Below are 17,588 nucleotides of genomic sequence, written 5' to 3'. Positions count from 1 at the left end.
AGGATGCCTATTCGCTAAAACTCTAATATACTTGTGACAAGCCCATTATTATTTTTTAGGGCATCTTCATAATTGTATAACACATTTCAAATGAAAAGAAAAGAATTCATTGAACTCTCTGCATTTGCTAGCTTAGGGTTAACTGTCCCTTTATCTAGCATACTTAGTTCTTGTAAAGACAAAATTGTTTTAGAACCACATTCTAAAGAATTTAGAACACTTACATATAATCTATTGAGAGATTGGTGCGATGGTCTTATACAAACTCAGGTGATGGATTCTAAAGATCCTGCAAAACAGGGTATGTTCATATGCCCTGCATGTAATAAAGTTCATGGTAGAATGATGGATGCTGTCTACCCTCTACTTGCCATGGCAAAATATACAGGTGATAAAAAATATCTTGAATCAGGTATTGCAGTAATGGAGTGGGCAAAAAATGTAACCTTACCCAGTGGAGCGTGGTCAAATGATTTAAATCCAAAATCATGGAACGGCATAACGGTTTTCGGCGCCATTTCCCTTGCAGAGACCTTACACTATCATGGTGATCTATTAGATATTAATCGAAGAAAACAATGGACAGATAGATTGGAAAAAGCAGCAGATTTTGTTTATGAAAAGTTCCCTTCAATTGATGCGACCAACGTAAATTATGGAGCAACTACAATTTATGCATTAAACCTAATTGGCAAGATGCTAAACAAACCGGCATATATTAGTCGTAGTAAAGAACTTGCTAATGAGATAAAACCCTATTTCACGAACCCGAATCATTTTCTCTATGGAGAAATAAAACCAAGTGCTCACAAACTAAGTGCTAAAAAATTACCTGGTATTGATTTAGGTTATAATGTAGAAGAATCTTTAAACAACATTGTGCTATATGCAGTTCATGAAAACGATCAAGAGCTTTTAGAACTCTTAGATAAATCGTTAAGCACGCATTTAGAATTTATGTTACCTGACGGTGGATGGGATAATGGCTGGGGAACCCGTATGTTTAAATGGACGTATTGGGGAAGCCGAACATGTGACGGCAGCCAACCGGCACTAGTATTGATGGCTGACCGTAACCCTGCACTAGCTACGGCAGCAGTTAAATATACAGAGCTACTAAAAAAGTGTACAAATAACGGATTGTTACATGGCGGTATACACTATGTTTCGCACGGTATTAAACCTTGTATACACCATACTTTTGCCCACAGTAAGCCATTGGCTCATTTATTGGACAATTGGGATGAACTGCCAAAAATTGATACCTCTACCCCACTACCTCGAAGCATAGCTAATGGCATAAAACACTATAAAGAAATTGACACTAGCCTATTTGCACGTGGCCATTGGAGAGGAACTGTAACCGCTTATGATGCAATTTATAAAGACGGTCATTACCGCCAAGCCACAGGCGGGGCAATGTCTCTATTATACCATAATAAAGTCGGTCTTTTATTAGCTGCAAGTATGGCCGAATACAAATTGGTAGAATCATTAAATCAACAACCCAACCCCGGAGAAGATTTTCCTTTTACTCCAAGAGTTGAAACTAGGTTCGATGGCAAATGGTATTCTAATATATTTGACCGTACAGCAATTATTTCTTCTGAAGATACTAACGGAAAAATTAACATAGACGCTGAATGTAAATTAACAGATTATAATAATGAAGTGGTTGAAGAAACAGCATCAGATTTTAATTTAACCTATCAGGCTTCAGAAACCGAAATTCAGATTATTGCAAAAACCAATCAAAAAATTTTAACAGAAACAGCCTTTGTTTTACCGATAATTTCACCGAACAATGAGGCAATCAACCAAGTGAGTACAAATGAAATTACCGTACAGAAACCTGAAGGTTTGGTAAAAATAACCTCAAGTGTGCCGCTTAAAATAAAAGAGACTTCAAGAGAACGGATTTTTAATATGGTACCAGGTGCAGAAGCCATTCCAATTATGGCATATTTTGAAGTGAACTCCAATGAACTAAAAATCTCAATACAGGTATCATAAGCTATATAGACCTATACTTAACCAATGAATACAACTTCACATAGACTAACCTTATTAATCATTATTTTATTCTTAGTTTATATACCGGTAACTGGTTATAGTCAAAAGAAAACAAATCTTGCAGCAAAAAACCTAACTGTTAGCGAGGGTTTTGAAAACCCTTTAGGATTTTATGATGCGTCACCGACCTTTTCTTGGAAACTTCCAAACAACGTAAAATATCAAACTGCATATGCAATTGTTGCTGCAAGTTCACCAGAACTCTTACCTGATAATCCTGATATATGGCAAAGCAAGAAAACATCTTCTGAAAATTCAATTTTCAATCCATACGAAGGACAAAATTTAGGTTCTAGACAAAAAATCTACTGGCAAATAATGTATTGGGATGAACATGATCAACCATCCATCTGGAGTGAAACTGCAGATTTCGAATTAGGCCTTTTAAAGAATAGTGATTGGAAAGCAAAATGGACAAGTTTAGATACTGCAAAAGATAGTATTAAAGGAGTACGGAATTTTTTAATGCACAGACCCCAGTATTTAAGAAAAGACTTTGAGTTATCATCAATTGTTAAATCTGCGCGCTTATATATTACGGCAAAAGGTGTTTTCGATGTGCATTTAAATGGTAAAGATGTGAGTGATGATGTACTTACACCAGGTTGGACACCATATAATAAACGTATTGAAACCCTTACCTACGATGTTACTGAATTATTGACATCTGGTAAAAATGCCATAGCTGTTGAATTGGCATCTGGTTGGCATTCAGGCAGAATCAGCCGCGGCAAGGCAGTGTACAAAAACTTTACCTCTCCAAAAATATTATGCCAGTTAGAAATAACACTAAAAGATGGTTCTAAAAAAATAATAGTTTCCGATGAATCTTGGAAAGGTACCACAAACGGTCCTAGAAGACTAGCAAGTCTTTATGATGGCGAAATATATGATGCTAATTTGGAAATCAAAGGTTGGACAAAAGCTACTTTTGATGCTTCAACTTGGGAAACTGCCCAAAATGAAGCTATTTCTGATAGTGTTAGTCTACGGCCAAAACGTCATGAAACAGTTAGAACAACTGAGGTTTTAGAAGATGTAGAAATTGTATCAACTACAAAATCTTCGGTTGTATTTAATATGAAACAGAATATGCTGGGTGTACCAAAAGTTATGGTGCCTATGAAAAAAGGCGATACACTTACTATTCGTTTTTCTGAAATGCTATTATCAGACGGTACGTTTTATACCGATAATTACCGTTCTGCCAAGTCAACCGACTATTATATTGCGGCAAAAAATGGCGTAATAGAATGGTCTCCGAAATTTACATTTCATGGATTTCAATTTGTTGAATTATCAGGTTATGATGACTCGGTAAAGCCAGAGACAAATTGGATAAAAGGTTTGGTGCAACATTCAGATATTACAGAAAATGGTTCATTTACATCATCAAATGAAAAATTAAATCAACTTCAAAGTAATATTACCTGGGGCTTGCGTGATAACCTTTTAGATGTACCTACAGACTGTCCGCAACGTGACGAACGCTTGGGGTGGACGGGAGATGCACAGGTAATTTCACCAACTGCTATGTTTAATTTTGACACTCATGCATTTTGGACGGCTTGGTTGCAAAGCATGCGCGAAACACAATCTGAACATAGTGATGGGTTAGTCCCATTTATTATTCCAGATGTTTTACAAAATAATAAAGCTAGTTCAGGTTGGGGCGATGCAGCTGTTATTATTCCTTGGGATATTTATAACATTACAGGCGATAAAAAAGTGCTTGAAGAGAATTATGAAATGGCTAAAAAATGGGTAGGTTATTACGAATCTAAATCTCAAGATTTTATCCCGACCATACATTCTTTTGCCGACTGGTTACAGCCTTACCCCGAAAAAACAGGAAAAATAGGTAATAGGGGCGATACACCAAGGCTTTTTGTAAACACGGCATATTTTGCACATTCGTCACATTTAGTTTCTAAAATAGCTGGTGTATTGGGTAAAACTGATGATGAAAAAAAATACAAGGATTTATATAAGAACATTGCTTCTGCTTTTGAAAATAATTTTTTTGATATCAACGGAAAATTTAAAAATAAAAAGCAAACTCAAACTAGTTATTTACTCGCTATCTATTTTGATTTACTAAAACCAGAAACAAAAATAAAAGCGCAACAGCATTTATTACAAGAAATTAAAAAAGCAGACTACCATTTAGGTACCGGTTTTTTAGGTACTCCTATTTTACCTAAAGTTTTAGATGATATGGGCGAGATAGACCTGATGTATAAAATTCTATTTAAAGAAACCTATCCGTCTTGGTTTTATTCTATAAACCAAGGTGCTACCACTATGTGGGAACGTTGGAATAGTTTTAGCAAAAAAGATGGTTATAATCCACAAAGTATGAATAGTCTTAACCATTATGCATACGGAGCCATTGGGCAATGGATGTATGAACGAATTGCCGGTCTTTCATCTTTAGAACCTGGCTATAAAAAAATAAAAATTGCCCCAATACCGAACACAGAATTTTTAAATGCCGCATCTGCGAAATTAAATACACCTTACGGTAAGGCGTCATCTTCATGGAAAATAGAGAATAACACTTTTTATCTCGATGTGGTTATACCTGCGAATACCTCTGCAGAAATACATATACCCTATAATACCATTAACAAATTAATGGTAAACAATATTACGTTCAAAGAAAATTTAAATATGAAAGTAATAGATTCTGCTCAAGAATCTATTAAAATATTAGCACAACCAGGCACCTATACTTTTCAACTAACACTATAACAAAATGTATTATAAATCAATATCTAAATATTTTCTACGACTGATAGTCTGTTTCTTTTTGATCAATCAAACAGCATGCACCGAAAAACAGAGTTTGGCGGCAGCACAAAATTTAACAATTGCCGAGGGTTTTGAAAATCCGATTGGTTTTTACGAAAACAGCCCAACGTTTTCATGGATATTACCAAATAAGGACGGTATTAAAAGTCAGTTCGCATATCAAATTGTTGTGGCTAGTGATCCAGATTTATTGCCGGACCAACCAGATTTATGGGACTCAAAAAAGCAAAACACAGACCAATCTACTTGGATAAAATACAAAGGGTCTACATTAAAATCCCGCCAAAAAGTATACTGGCAAATAAGATATTGGGATCAGAATGGCGAAGCTTCAGAATGGAGTACTTTACAAAATTTCGAATTAGGGTTACTTAAAAATAGTGACTGGAACGCAAAATGGGTTGGGCTCAACACTGCAAAAGATAGTATACGCGGTCGCGGTAATGTACTTATTCATAAGCCTCAATATCTAAGAAAAGAATTTAAATTATCTAAAACTATTTCTTCTGCTAGGTTATATATAACTGCCAAAGGTGTATTCGACGTCTCTATAAATGGAAAAAATGTAAGTGATGATGTAATGTCTCCAGGTTTTACAACCTATGACAAGAGAATTGAAACTTTAACCTATGATGTCACAGATTTAATCGAATCTAATCATAATACTATTGGTGTTGAATTAGCTTCCGGCTGGCATTCAGGAAGATTACTATGGGGCATAACGCCATGGAACAATACTATTTCGCCAAAAATATTATGTCAGTTAGAAATAAATATGACAGATGGATCTAAAGAAATTATCACTTCAGATAATAGCTGGAAAGGAACTACCAACGGACCTATCCAATTTTCTGAAATCTATGATGGCGAAATTTATAATTCAAATTTAGAAATGCCCAAGTGGTCTCAAAATAGTTTTGACGATAAAAACTGGATCAATGTCGAGGTTGCCAATCTTGAAGACCATATTGCGTTAGAACCAAAAAGACATTCGACGGTTAAGAATAAAATAGCGTTAAGTCCAAAAGAAATAACGAAAAAAAACGGAACAGTAATTTTCGACCTAAAACAGAATATGGTAGGCGTACCGAAAGTTAAAGTACCGATGAAGAAGGGAGATACTTTAGAAATTAGGTTCGCAGAGATGTTATCACCAGACGGGTCTTTCTACACAAAAAATTACCGTTCGGCGAAATCTACCGATTATTACATTGCTGCCAAAGACGGTTTTATAGAGTATATGCCCAAATTTACTTTTCATGGTTTCAGATATATTGAATTAAGCGGTTTCGATACTTCAAAAGAACCGACCAAAGATTGGGCAACAGGTATCGTACAGTATTCAGATTTTGATGACAACGGTACATTTACATCGTCTAACGATAAATTGAACCAACTACAAAGTAATATTGTGTGGGGCTTAAGGGGTAACTTCTTTGATATACCTACAGATTGCCCACAGCGAGATGAACGTTTAGGATGGACAGGTGATGCGCAGGTTTTTGGACCAACATCTATGTTTAATGCCGATGTATATAAGTTCTGGGCCAGTTGGTTACAAAGTGTCAAAGAAGCGCAATTTGAAAATGGAGGTATTCCATGGACAGTGCCCGATGCACGTGGCAACAAAATTGGTAGTTCTGGTTGGGGTGACGTTTGCACCATCATTCCTTGGAAAATTTATATGCGTACAGGCGACAGAAGCATACTGGAAGAAAATTTTGAAATGATGGAAGAATGGTTAAAATATCATAAGCTAAAATCAAAAGATAATATTTCTAATATGATGTCATTTTCTGACTGGCTACAGCCTTACCCAGAAAACGGTGATAATAGAGGAGACACTTCACTTAATCTTATCGGCACTGCCTTTTATGCCCATTCGGCAAAACTCACCTCTAAAAGTGCTGCCGTGTTAGGGAGAATTGAAGAACAAAAAAAATATGAAGAGATATATAAAACGGTAGCCAAATCATTTGAGAAAACCTTTTTCAACGAAAGTGGCAAAGTCAAAGCTGTAACATCTACACAAACTTCTTATTTGTTGGCATTGGCATTTGATTTGCTATCTGAAGATAAAAAAGAAAACGCCAAGAAGTTTTTATTAGAAGAGATTAATAATGCCGATGATCATTTGCGCACTGGTTTTTTAGGTACCCCATTATTATCTGAAGTTTTAGATGAAACAGGTGAAACAAATATGATGTACAAATTGTTGTTCAATGAAACATATCCCTCTTGGTTCTACTCCATTAACCAAGGTGCTACTACTATTTGGGAACGTTGGAACAGTTATAGCAAAGAAGAGGGTTTCAACCCACAGAACATGAATAGCTTAAATCATTATGCGTATGGTGCTATTGGTGAATGGATGTATGAAAGAATCGCAGGTATATCTCCATTAGAAGCAGGTTACAAAGTCATTAAAATAGCACCAGTTCCAAACACTGATTACTTAACAAATGCTTCCGCTTCTTTACATACTCCATTTGGTATGGTATCAAATTCTTGGAAAATCTCCAATGATCAATTTAAAATGGAAACTCAAATACCACCAAACACTACAGCTAAGATTATAATTCCTAAAATAGGTACTGAAGAACTAGCAGTAAATGACCAAAAACTAGCAGCTATTAAAGAAATTAAATTGCTGAGCACTGGTGATGATTTTATTGAAATAATGGTTCAACCAGGCACATACAACTTTTTAACACCTTATAATCAAGACAAATGAAATATAATAAGCTTAACTTTTTAGTAGTTGCTCTTATACTGATCAGTTCCTGTAAAGAGAAAGAAAAACCTATTGAAAAAAATGAACAGAGTAAACCGAATGTTCTCTTTATAGCCGTAGATGACCTTAATACAATGATCGGCAGTTTTGATGGCCCTGCCAAAACTCCAAATATTGATAGACTAGCATCTATGGGCATTTCTTTTACAGATGCCCACTGTCAAGCACCGTTGTGCGGCCCGTCAAGAGCATCATTAATGACCGGATTAAGACCTTCTACGACAGGAATTTACGGAATGACCCCTGATAATGAAATTCGACGAGATGGCAATGCTATTACAAAAGATATTACATTCTTGCAAGAATATTTTGAAAACAACGGTTATCATACTATGGGCATCGGTAAACTCTTTCATGTACATGCCCCAGATAGTACTTTTAATGAATCAGGAGGTAGAATGAAAGGATTCGGACCCTACCCGGAAAAAAGATTTGTTTGGGATGGATTTGGAACGGCAGACAGAGAAAAATATGGCAGAACAAGTACAGATTGGGGGGCTTTTCCAGAAAATGACACCTTAATGCCAGACCACAAGTCTGCTGATTGGGTTATTGATCGGTTACATAAAAAATATGATAAGCCTTTTTTTATGGGCTTAGGTTTTTTAAGAGTACATGTACCCTTATATGTGCCTCAAAAATGGTTCGACCTTTATCCAATTGAAGATATTGAAACACCACCTTACAAATTTGATGACTTAAATGACATACCACCAGTAGGGTTAAAAATAAACGACCTACCTATGATGCCTACTACAGAATGGGCAAAAGAAAATGGCGAGTGGAAAAAGATTGTTCAGGCATACTTAGCTTGTATAAGTTATGTCGATTATGAATTGGGTCGTGTTTTAGATGCTTTAGAGAATAGTGAATATGGCGATAATACCATAATTGTCTTATGGTCCGATCACGGGTATCGCCTCGGAGAAAAAGGAACATTTGCAAAACACGCATTATGGGAAACTGCCACTAAAGCGCCTTTAATATTTTCGGCACCAAATTTACCTAAAGGAAAGAAAATTGATGCCCCTGTTGAAATGCTTTCAATTTATCCCACACTTTTAGAATTAAGTGGACTACCTAAATATTCAAAAAACGAAGGGATTAGCTTAGTGAATATGATGAAAAATAATGAAGGGTTAGACGATGCACACGCCATTTCTACTTTTGGCATGAACAACCACACTATTAAAACAAACGGATATAGATATATTCGATATGAAGATGGTACCGAAGAATTCTATGATCATAGTACAGATCCCAATGAATGGACAAACCAAGCAAAAAATTCGAAGTACAAATCTCAAATCGCTTCAATGAGAGAAAAATTGCCGAAAATAAATTCCAATTGGGATGAAAGTTCGTCTTACAGTTTTCAGCCGTATTATGTAGAGCAGAAACAAAGAACTAGTAGTACAAATTATAACCCTCCAAAAATAATTGGTGCAGATCGGTAATCAGTTTTTAAAACAGTTATTTAAGACCCCTTTAATTTTTATAGGGGTTTTATTTTTAATATTAATTTCAATAGTAATGAATGCTAAATGTTTTTTCTGAATCTGTAAACCAATCAAGCTCATTTTTTCCACTACCCATATACAGCAAGAATTATCATTTTTAAATTCTAAAACCAATTTAAATATCAATTTAAAAATTAAAATGACATTTTTTATGAATTTAATTTTTTATTAAGAAAACCAGTAAACATTCTATATACACGCTATTTCACTATAAAATTAGTTTACCACTACAGTACAGTACAGGATGATTAAAAAAAACCTTAACGATAGTTTAACATAATCAAAATGAAATTTTCAACTTTATGAGACAATTCTATGAAAACTAAACTAACACTATTTAAAATTAAAACTAAGGTATTTACTGTACTGTTTGCCTTAGTTACATTATCATCATGGTCTCAACAGACTGTTAGTGGTAATGTATCGGATGAAGAAGGACCTTTACCTGGAGCATCGGTAATTGTTCAAGGAACAACTAGAGGTACTACTACCGATTTCGATGGTAATTTTACCATTGAAGCAAACTCTGAAGACGCACTACAGGTTTCTTACATTGGTTATGAACCACAAAGTATTTCCATTGGTAACCAAACTCAATTAAATATAATTCTCAAAGCAGGTAATAAGCTTGACGAAGTAGTTGTAATTGGTTATGGTACTACTAAAAAATCAGATTTAACGGGCTCTGTATCTTCGGTGAGTTCAGACGATATTACCCAAGTGCCCTCATCAAGGGTAGATCAGGTCTTACAAGGTAGAGCTGCAGGTGTTCAAGTAACACAAACAAGTGGAGCACCTGGTGCCGGAACAGCTATACGTGTAAGAGGTGGTAATTCTATTACAGGTAGTAACGAACCACTATGGGTAATTGATGGTATCGTTGTTGGTACAAACTTCAACCTAAACAATATTAACGCAAGCGATATTAAATCTATAGAAATTCTAAAAGATGCCTCCTCTATTGCTATCTATGGTTCTAGAGGTGCAAATGGGGTAGTTTTAGTTACCACTAAAAATGGATTGGGCGCTGGAACTGGAAAACCTGAAATAAGCGTAAATATTTTCACAAGTATGCAAATGCTACCTGAATTACCAGATTTACTAAGTCAAGAAGAACAAATAGCATTTACGAATGAAAGTGCTGCTTTTAGAAATGTATCGGAACCATTTCCTAACGACCCATCTACCTACCCGAATAATGACTGGGTAGATTTAACAACGGGTCCTGCTCCAATTTATAACGCGGATATATCTTTGTCAGGAGCATCAGAAAATGTTAACTATTACAACTCTATTGCATACTTCAATCAAGAAGGTATTGTAAAAAGTACTGGTATCGAAAAATTTATTTTTAGGTCAAATCTAGATTTAAAATTAAGTGAAAAAGTAAAAGCAGGATTTCGTATCAACTATTCCAGAATTAAAAATGAAAATGGCCTAACCTCCTTTGGCGGAAATGCTTTTGGAACATTACGTACGCAACCCGTATTTAATAATGATGGTACTTTTAACGGTTTTGACGAAGTAATTGGGGCACCATTCAATAACCCCTTGGCAAATTTTGCGCTGAACACTAATGAAACGTTCACCAATAATTTATTGTCAACTGCTTATTTAGAATACCAACCAGCGCCAGGTTGGATTATACGTTCAACATTCAGTCCAGAATTCAATAATACGAAGCAAAACCGATTTAATTCTAGTCAGTTGCCAGGCAACCTTGCCATTGGTGTGCCAGATGGTGGTACTGCTAGTGTACGTACTGTGGCAAGCACGGGTTGGAACAACGAAAATACGGTACAGTATAATACCGATTTTGGTGAGGACCATAGTTTAACTATTTTAGGTGGCGCTTCATTTCAAAAAGTAGAAACAGAAATAACGGAAGCAGAGGCAGCAGGTATTACAAGTGATGCTACCGGTTTTAATAATCTAGGAAACTCTGATCCTATAAGATCTATTGTAAGCAGTGATTATACTGGGTTTCAAATTGCTTCATTTTTTGGAAGGATAAATTACGACTATAAAGACAAATATCTTTTAACATTGGTAGGTAGATCAGACGGTAGTTCTGTATTTGCTCCAGGGAATAAGTATGAATTTTATCCTTCAATAGCCGGTGCCTGGAAAATTAGTGAAGAAGAATTCATGCAAGACCAAACTTTGTTCAAAGATTTAAAGTTAAGAGCTAGTTGGGGTCGTTCAGGTAATCAGGCGATTGGCCCTTATAGAACACTGGGTGTGCTTACCGAGGCTAACACAACGTTGAATGGATCTGAGGTTCCTGGCTTAACATTAGGTAGGCCTGCAAATCCAAATCTGCAATGGGAAACAACAACTTCTTTAGATATAGCTTTAGAAGCATCAATGTTCAATGGCAGACTTTTTGCAGAATTTAACTACTACGAAAAAGAAACTAATGATTTACTTTTGGATGTTACTATACCAAGGCAAACGGGTTTTACAAGTCAGTTACAAAATGTAGGGGCACTTTCCAATAAAGGTTGGGAACTTCTATTGACATCTACCAACATATCCAAATCAGATTTTAGCTGGAATTCTTCCGTTGCGTTATCTTCTAACGATAACGAGATTTTGGATTTAGGAGGTCAAGAGTTTATAGATGTTGTTGTTGACCCTATTATTGGCTCAGGAAATACACGACTTATTGTAGGTGAGTCCGTTCCAGTTTATACAGGTCTAAATTATTTAGGTACTTGGAAGAGTCAAGAAGAAATTGATGCCTCTGGCAGAACCGACCCTCAGGTTGTTGGTGGATCACACTTTGAGGATATTAATGGTGATGGCATTGCGTCTACAGAAGACAATGTTATTTTGGGTAGTCCAATTCCCGATTTAATTTTTGGGATCGAAAACTCTTTTTCATATAAAAATTTAGACTTTTCATTTTTCTTTCAAGGTACTGTAGGTAATGAGGTGTACAATTTAAGAATGCGTAATCATTATTTTAACAGAGGTGAAACAGTTAAGTTTGGCGATTTACGAGACAGATGGACGGTTAACAACCCAACCTCTAATATTCCTAGAGCGGGAGCCGATACAGTGACAAATACACCGAGTAATTCCGAATATGTGGAAGATGGTTCACACCTACGTTTGAAAACGGTAAGATTGGCATATAACTTCCCTACTGATAAAATAGGTCTTGACGGCGTTAAAAAAGCTACCATCTATTTGTCAGGTGCCAACTTATTGTTGTTCTCTAGTACTAGATTGATAGAACCAGAGGCAAGTAACTTTGGTAGAACCGGTTTGGGCAATATTGCACAAGGATATTTAGATGCAAATTATCCTAATCCACGTGTTATCACACTTGGTGTAAACGTAACTTTTTAAAAAATAATTATGAAAACAAAGAACATTTTTTTATACATCTTCATTATATTCTCCACTTTTGGATGCGAGAAGTTTTTAGAAGAAGACCCGAGAGCCATTGTGGCTCCAGAAACCTTTTTTGCATCTGAAAGTGACGCAAGACAAGCTATTAATGGTACTTACGCAATTTTAAAAAACAATTCCATTTACGGTCAAGTAGGTTTGGATCATTTTTATGATAATGGTGCGGATATTATCGAACCTAATCGTGCTGCAAATTTTGTGGAACCGATTGGTAACTATTCCATGAACGAAGCTCTTGCAGATGTGTCTGTACAAAAAATGAGTGTTTCTGATACTTGGAAGGATTTATATGGAATTGTATTCAATACAAACATCATTATCGACAGGGTAGAAAATAATGAAGGTATTTTAGAAGGTCCACGAACAGAAATTGTTGCAGAGGCCCGTTTTTTAAGAGCACTATGTTATTGGCACATTACCAATCTTTGGGGAGATGCCCCATATTATACCGAAGTACTTACATTAGAAGAAGTGAGTTCATTAGCAAGGACGGATGAGTCAATAATAATTGAAGGTATTTTAGACGATTTACAATTTGCCCAGTCTATTTTACCATTGACCTACCCAGATGACCAAAGAGGGCGTGCAACCAAATGGGCAGCTGCTATTATTGAAGCAAAAATTTATATGAAGCAGCAAGAGTGGTCAGCTGGTTTGAGTAAATGTCTGGAAATTATAGATGAATCTCCACATGCACTATTACCAACTTATAATGAAGTTTTTGATCCCACTAATGAATATAACCCTGAAATTATTTGGTCTTTAGATTTTGCTAGGGATATCGAAGGTATTTTTGACCCTGCTTTTCCAGGTGCAGCATTTGCCGGTAATAATAGTTGGAGACCAAGCTTGTTTAACCCTCGATTAAGGGATGAACCTAAAAATGCAGATGAAAGATCTGCATTAAGCGATGCCTTAAATGCAAGAGGTGAGGCTTTTAATGGTACAGGTTTACAAGTTGCCTCTAAAGATTTTGCCGAAAAATTCCCTTTAAACGATTTAAGAAGAGAATTAAATATTGTTGATAATTATTTAGGCTTCGACTTAAACTTTCCATACATGGGTAAATTCTGGAATTTAGATTTAGAAAGCTCTCCTCGTTTCAATCACTCGGACAATAGAATGGTATTTCGTTTAGCAGATGTCTATTTAATGGCGGCAGAATGTGAAAACGAAGCTAATGGTCCTGGTAATGCTTATCAATATATAGAACCTATAAGAGAACGAGCTTACGAAACGGAAGCAGAATGGAAACTTGAAGGTCTTACCCAACAAGGCTTTAGAGAAGCTATTTATGATGAGCGTAAATGGGAGTTAGCAGGTGAAGCCCATAGAAGATACGACCTTATACGTTGGGGTATCTTATTAGATGTTGTTACAAACTTAGAATATCGTTTTTGGGAACCGAATTTAAATATTAGACCATGGCATGTTAAACTTCCTATTCCGTTACAAGAACTGGAACAAAATCCTGCCTTATTAGAATCTGACCCTACAAATAATGGGTACAGATAAAAATTGATATTATTATAATAAAGTTACCAGAATTGGTAATTCATATTAGTTGTTTGAAGTTAGTTGGTAGAGTGGGACAAAACATGTTTTTGTCCCACTCTCTTTTTATCATGTATCATTAAATACCGAAACTTAAAAATGTGTCAATTTCACTTTTAAAAAATTATATCATGAAAAAAACACTCTTAATTTTCCTTTTAGTTTTAGCCGGTAATATAACCTGTTCAGCTCAAATTAAACATGGTCTACGAGATAGCCATGGAAGACACATTATACCAAGAGGTTTCGTAATCAATACCAACGATCATAAAGGAGAAGTCTTCTTTAATTCTGATGACTATACTCGTATGGTTCGCATGGGCAGTAATACACAGGTAATAAGACTAGAGTTAGGTAAACTTAGTAGTTTTCCTGGCGGTAAATTAGACAACAACTATTTAATAAAATTAGATTCTTTGGTTAATTTAGGTAGAAATGCTGGGTTTAATACCGTATTTAAAATGACCGTTTATGGTATTGATCGCTTTATTTGGGAGGACTTTTGGTTGAATAAAAATAACGAATACAACACCTATATAGCCGCATGGCAGGTAATATGGAAGCGATATGCAGAAGAATCTTCTGTTCTAGGGTATGACATTGTAAACGAGCCAAGAAAGTTGACAATGAAGATTACCTATAATGAACTTACCAAAAGATACTTAGTTCCACTATATCAAAAAATAATAGACGCTAGCAACCTCATAAACCCTAAGAAAAAAATACTATTACAATCTATCTTTATGAATAAAGGTGAAGGCATCGATAATAATCAATATGCTGAAATAACAACCAATGTCAATAGAGAGAATATCATTTTTGCACCACATATTTATCAGAATAAAATTGAATTTATTAAACCAGTAATGGATCGTTTTGATAAAGAATCTGATTTTTTAAATGCTCCCATACTTATTGGTGAATGGGGTTTTCCAACATTTGCTACAACAGATACTTTAATTTCAGGCCCTTTAGGTCAATTAGAGTATCGCGAGTTGTATATACGAACCGCAGAAGTTTTTGACAGAATGGGTGTGGGTAGTATAAAAGCATGGTTCTTGGGTAATCGTAGCATGCAGAATTTTTTACCTGGCGGCCCTTCTACTTGGGCAATTTTTAGCGATAAAAAAGCTGCAGGTACTGTAGAAAGAAAATACATTACAGATATCATTGCCAGACCTTATCCACAAACCATTGCCGGTGACATTAAATCATTTTTGTTCAACCATGCGACACGAACATTAGATTTAACTATAAAACCAGATGCAAACAAAGGAGCTTCGGTAATTTTCATAGGCGCCAATAGACATTACCCTGATGGATTTTCAATACTCATAGACGATGATTTTGTTATGTATTACGACCCTATTAAAAATAAAGGATTAGAAGTGTACAAAATTCCGACTGACATTAATCCTCTAGATTTTATATGGGATGAAAAGACTCAAAAATTAATAATTTTAAAATGGCCTGCTAACAAAGCTGTACTAAACATACAAATAGTACCAGGTATTCGAAATTAAACTGAAGAAACAAATTAAAAATTACAAGCAGCATGCACTTTTAATTCAAAGATTACAAAGCAATATTTGTAATCTTTGAATGAACGGCGCCATTAAAATAATTTTAAGTAAATATTACTTATTGACTACAACAATGCCACTAGGTTTGAATCCAATACGATGAGATTGAATGCTCAGTGTGCTATTTTCAGGTAATTTAAAAGGGTCAACATACACCTGCCAAACAGTTGATTCTTTTTTATTATCATCTGTTATTTTATAGCCTATAGAAGCACCTTCTGTAGCACATGTAATAGCTACTGTAGATGCTAGAAAATCTGCCGTTGGGTTTAGTGTAACAGGCTGTACCTCTTCTCCTTCCCACAATTGCGTTAACAGCTCACCTTCTGGTAAGTTTGGCTGATCACCTATATTTGCTATCCATTTATCCAATTCGCCGCTTAACTTCTTTAAGGTTTCAGCATATTCCGGGTTATTTGCAAGATTATTGATCTCATGTGGATCAAGTTGACAATCGTATAGTTCTTCTACAGGTTTTGTACTACCAAACCATAAAGATTGTACTGAATCTAATTTACCAGCATCTCTTAAGCGCAATAACTCTTGCATGGTCGGTATATTTTCTCTGTAATCTATTGGTAAATAATAACCTTGTTCCGGTCTATAATTTCTAATATATTTAAAACGGCTATCGCGTACTGCGCGAATCGCATCTGTAAATCCATCAAAACGATCGGCAGCTCCATAAATATATTCTCGTTTATTTTTTGCTTTAAATTCACCCAAAAAAGCTTGCCCTTGCATATAGTCATATGGTTCAGAACCTGTTAAAGAAAGTAATGTCGGTGCAAAATCTACAAAACTAATTAACTGATCATCTTTAGAACCGGCATTTACTTTATTTGGAAATCTAATAATCATTGGGGTTTTCAAACCCGAGTCATAAATTAATCGTTTTTGTCTGGGCATTGTGCCACCATGGTCTCCATAAAAGAAGACAATTGTATTTTCTAAAAGTCCATCATCTTCCAATTGCTTCAAAACCGCACCTAATTGGCTATCCATTTCTGCAATATTATTATACATCTTCCACATATCTCTTTGCACAACTTCTGTATCGGGTAAATAAGGAGGGATATTAAATTTTGTGTCCTTTGCTATGTGCTTTGGAGTTTCTTCCTCTGACATTCTACCTTCTTTCCACTTAAAGCTTCTATCTCCTAACTGATAATGTCTTTTTTCAATATAACGATGTCCGTAAGGTTCAAATAAACCAGACTCATGGGTTTCGGTAAAATTAACAACCGAGAAAAATGGTTGATCTTTATCTCTATTGCGCCAATGCGCATATGGTCCATTTTCATCCCAAGCAGTTACCGGAGCATTAAACTGATAATCTGTTTTATAATTGTTGGTACAATAATAACCTTCTCTACGCAACAATTCACTGATCATTTTAACTTCTGGTGGTGGTACCGCGCCATAAGCAGGTAAACCGGTTACTTCTGTATAAGATGTAGTTCTCATATGGTTGGCACCAATACTTGATGGGTACATACCCGTTGTTATCGCAGCTCTACTTGGGGCGCAAACACCAGATGTAGAAAAAAGATTCGGGTAAATGACCCCTTCATTAGCCAACCTACTCAGGTTTGGCGTAACTATGGTTGAATCGCCAAATGAAGGTAAATAAGCACTCATATCTTCTGTAACCAACCACAGAATATTTGGACGTTCTGGTAAGCTTATCTCCGTAGATATTTCAGCAGCTTCCTTTTTTTTATTTTTATCATTACAGCTTATAATTAATAAAATAAAACAGAGGGATATAACCTTTGAAAAGTTGGATTTTATATATTTCATATTTTGATTTTTAAGTTAATGGTATAC

8 protein-coding genes are annotated in these 17,588 nt (G+C 35.5%); 7 read left to right on the top strand and 1 reads right to left on the bottom strand.

Annotated features, from left to right (window positions below; all coding sequences use genetic code 11):
- Nucleotides 1-90: 90 nt before the first annotated feature.
- From CLV90_RS07170 to CLV90_RS07140, 7 genes are all read left to right on the top strand, one after another.
- The gene (locus tag CLV90_RS07170; protein WP_133686781.1) at nucleotides 91-2,013 is read left to right on the top strand and encodes a hypothetical protein; all 1,923 of its coding nucleotides are present in this window, start codon (nucleotides 91-93) and stop codon (nucleotides 2,011-2,013) included.
- 24 nt (nucleotides 2,014-2,037) lie between these two features.
- A complete protein-coding gene (locus CLV90_RS07165; protein WP_133686780.1) occupies nucleotides 2,038-4,827 on the top strand; it encodes an alpha-L-rhamnosidase in 2,790 nt (929 codons plus the stop codon).
- Between the two features lie 58 nt (nucleotides 4,828-4,885).
- Complete coding sequence (locus CLV90_RS07160; protein ID WP_243835293.1) at nucleotides 4,886-7,621, top strand: alpha-L-rhamnosidase; 2,736 nt, start codon at nucleotides 4,886-4,888, stop codon at nucleotides 7,619-7,621.
- On the top strand, nucleotides 7,618-9,138 hold the full coding sequence (locus CLV90_RS07155) for a sulfatase (RefSeq protein WP_133686779.1): 1,521 nt from the start codon (nucleotides 7,618-7,620) through the stop codon (nucleotides 9,136-9,138). The genes CLV90_RS07160 and CLV90_RS07155 overlap by 4 nt, the downstream gene beginning before the upstream one ends.
- Before the next feature lie 378 nt (nucleotides 9,139-9,516).
- Nucleotides 9,517-12,558: a SusC/RagA family TonB-linked outer membrane protein gene (locus CLV90_RS07150; RefSeq protein WP_133686778.1), complete on the top strand. Its 3,042-nt coding sequence runs from the start codon at nucleotides 9,517-9,519 to the stop codon at nucleotides 12,556-12,558.
- A 9-nt stretch (nucleotides 12,559-12,567) separates the two neighbouring features.
- Entirely contained in the window at nucleotides 12,568-14,136 is a 1,569-nt protein-coding gene (locus CLV90_RS07145) for a RagB/SusD family nutrient uptake outer membrane protein (protein WP_133686777.1), read from the top strand.
- 170 nt (nucleotides 14,137-14,306) lie between these two features.
- The gene (locus CLV90_RS07140) at nucleotides 14,307-15,698 is read left to right on the top strand and encodes a cellulase family glycosylhydrolase (protein WP_133686776.1); all 1,392 of its coding nucleotides are present in this window, start codon (nucleotides 14,307-14,309) and stop codon (nucleotides 15,696-15,698) included.
- A 114-nt stretch (nucleotides 15,699-15,812) separates the two neighbouring features.
- Here CLV90_RS07140 and CLV90_RS07135 read toward each other — a convergent pair whose 3' ends face one another.
- Entirely contained in the window at nucleotides 15,813-17,561 is a 1,749-nt protein-coding gene (locus CLV90_RS07135) for a sulfatase family protein (RefSeq protein ID WP_133686775.1), read from the bottom strand.
- Between the last annotated feature and the right edge of the window lie 27 nt (nucleotides 17,562-17,588).

Source organism: Maribacter spongiicola (assembly GCF_004364165.1).
GTDB classification, from domain to species: Bacteria; Bacteroidota; Bacteroidia; order Flavobacteriales; family Flavobacteriaceae; genus Maribacter; species Maribacter spongiicola.
The sequence above is the reverse complement of the archived record's forward strand: the minus strand, read 5'-3'. Positions and strand labels throughout refer to the sequence as shown.

Coding starts and splice junctions, on each gene's coding strand:
- CLV90_RS07170 (WP_133686781.1), top strand. CDS start 91: ATGAAAAGAAAAGAATTCATTGAACTCTCTGCATTTGCTAGCTTAGGG.
- CLV90_RS07165 (WP_133686780.1), top strand. CDS start 2,038: ATGAATACAACTTCACATAGACTAACCTTATTAATCATTATTTTATTC.
- CLV90_RS07155 (WP_133686779.1), top strand. CDS start 7,618: ATGAAATATAATAAGCTTAACTTTTTAGTAGTTGCTCTTATACTGATC.
- CLV90_RS07150 (WP_133686778.1), top strand. CDS start 9,517: ATGAAAACTAAACTAACACTATTTAAAATTAAAACTAAGGTATTTACT.
- CLV90_RS07145 (WP_133686777.1), top strand. CDS start 12,568: ATGAAAACAAAGAACATTTTTTTATACATCTTCATTATATTCTCCACT.
- CLV90_RS07140 (WP_133686776.1), top strand. CDS start 14,307: ATGAAAAAAACACTCTTAATTTTCCTTTTAGTTTTAGCCGGTAATATA.
- CLV90_RS07135 (WP_133686775.1), bottom strand. CDS start 17,561: ATGAAATATATAAAATCCAACTTTTCAAAGGTTATATCCCTCTGTTTT.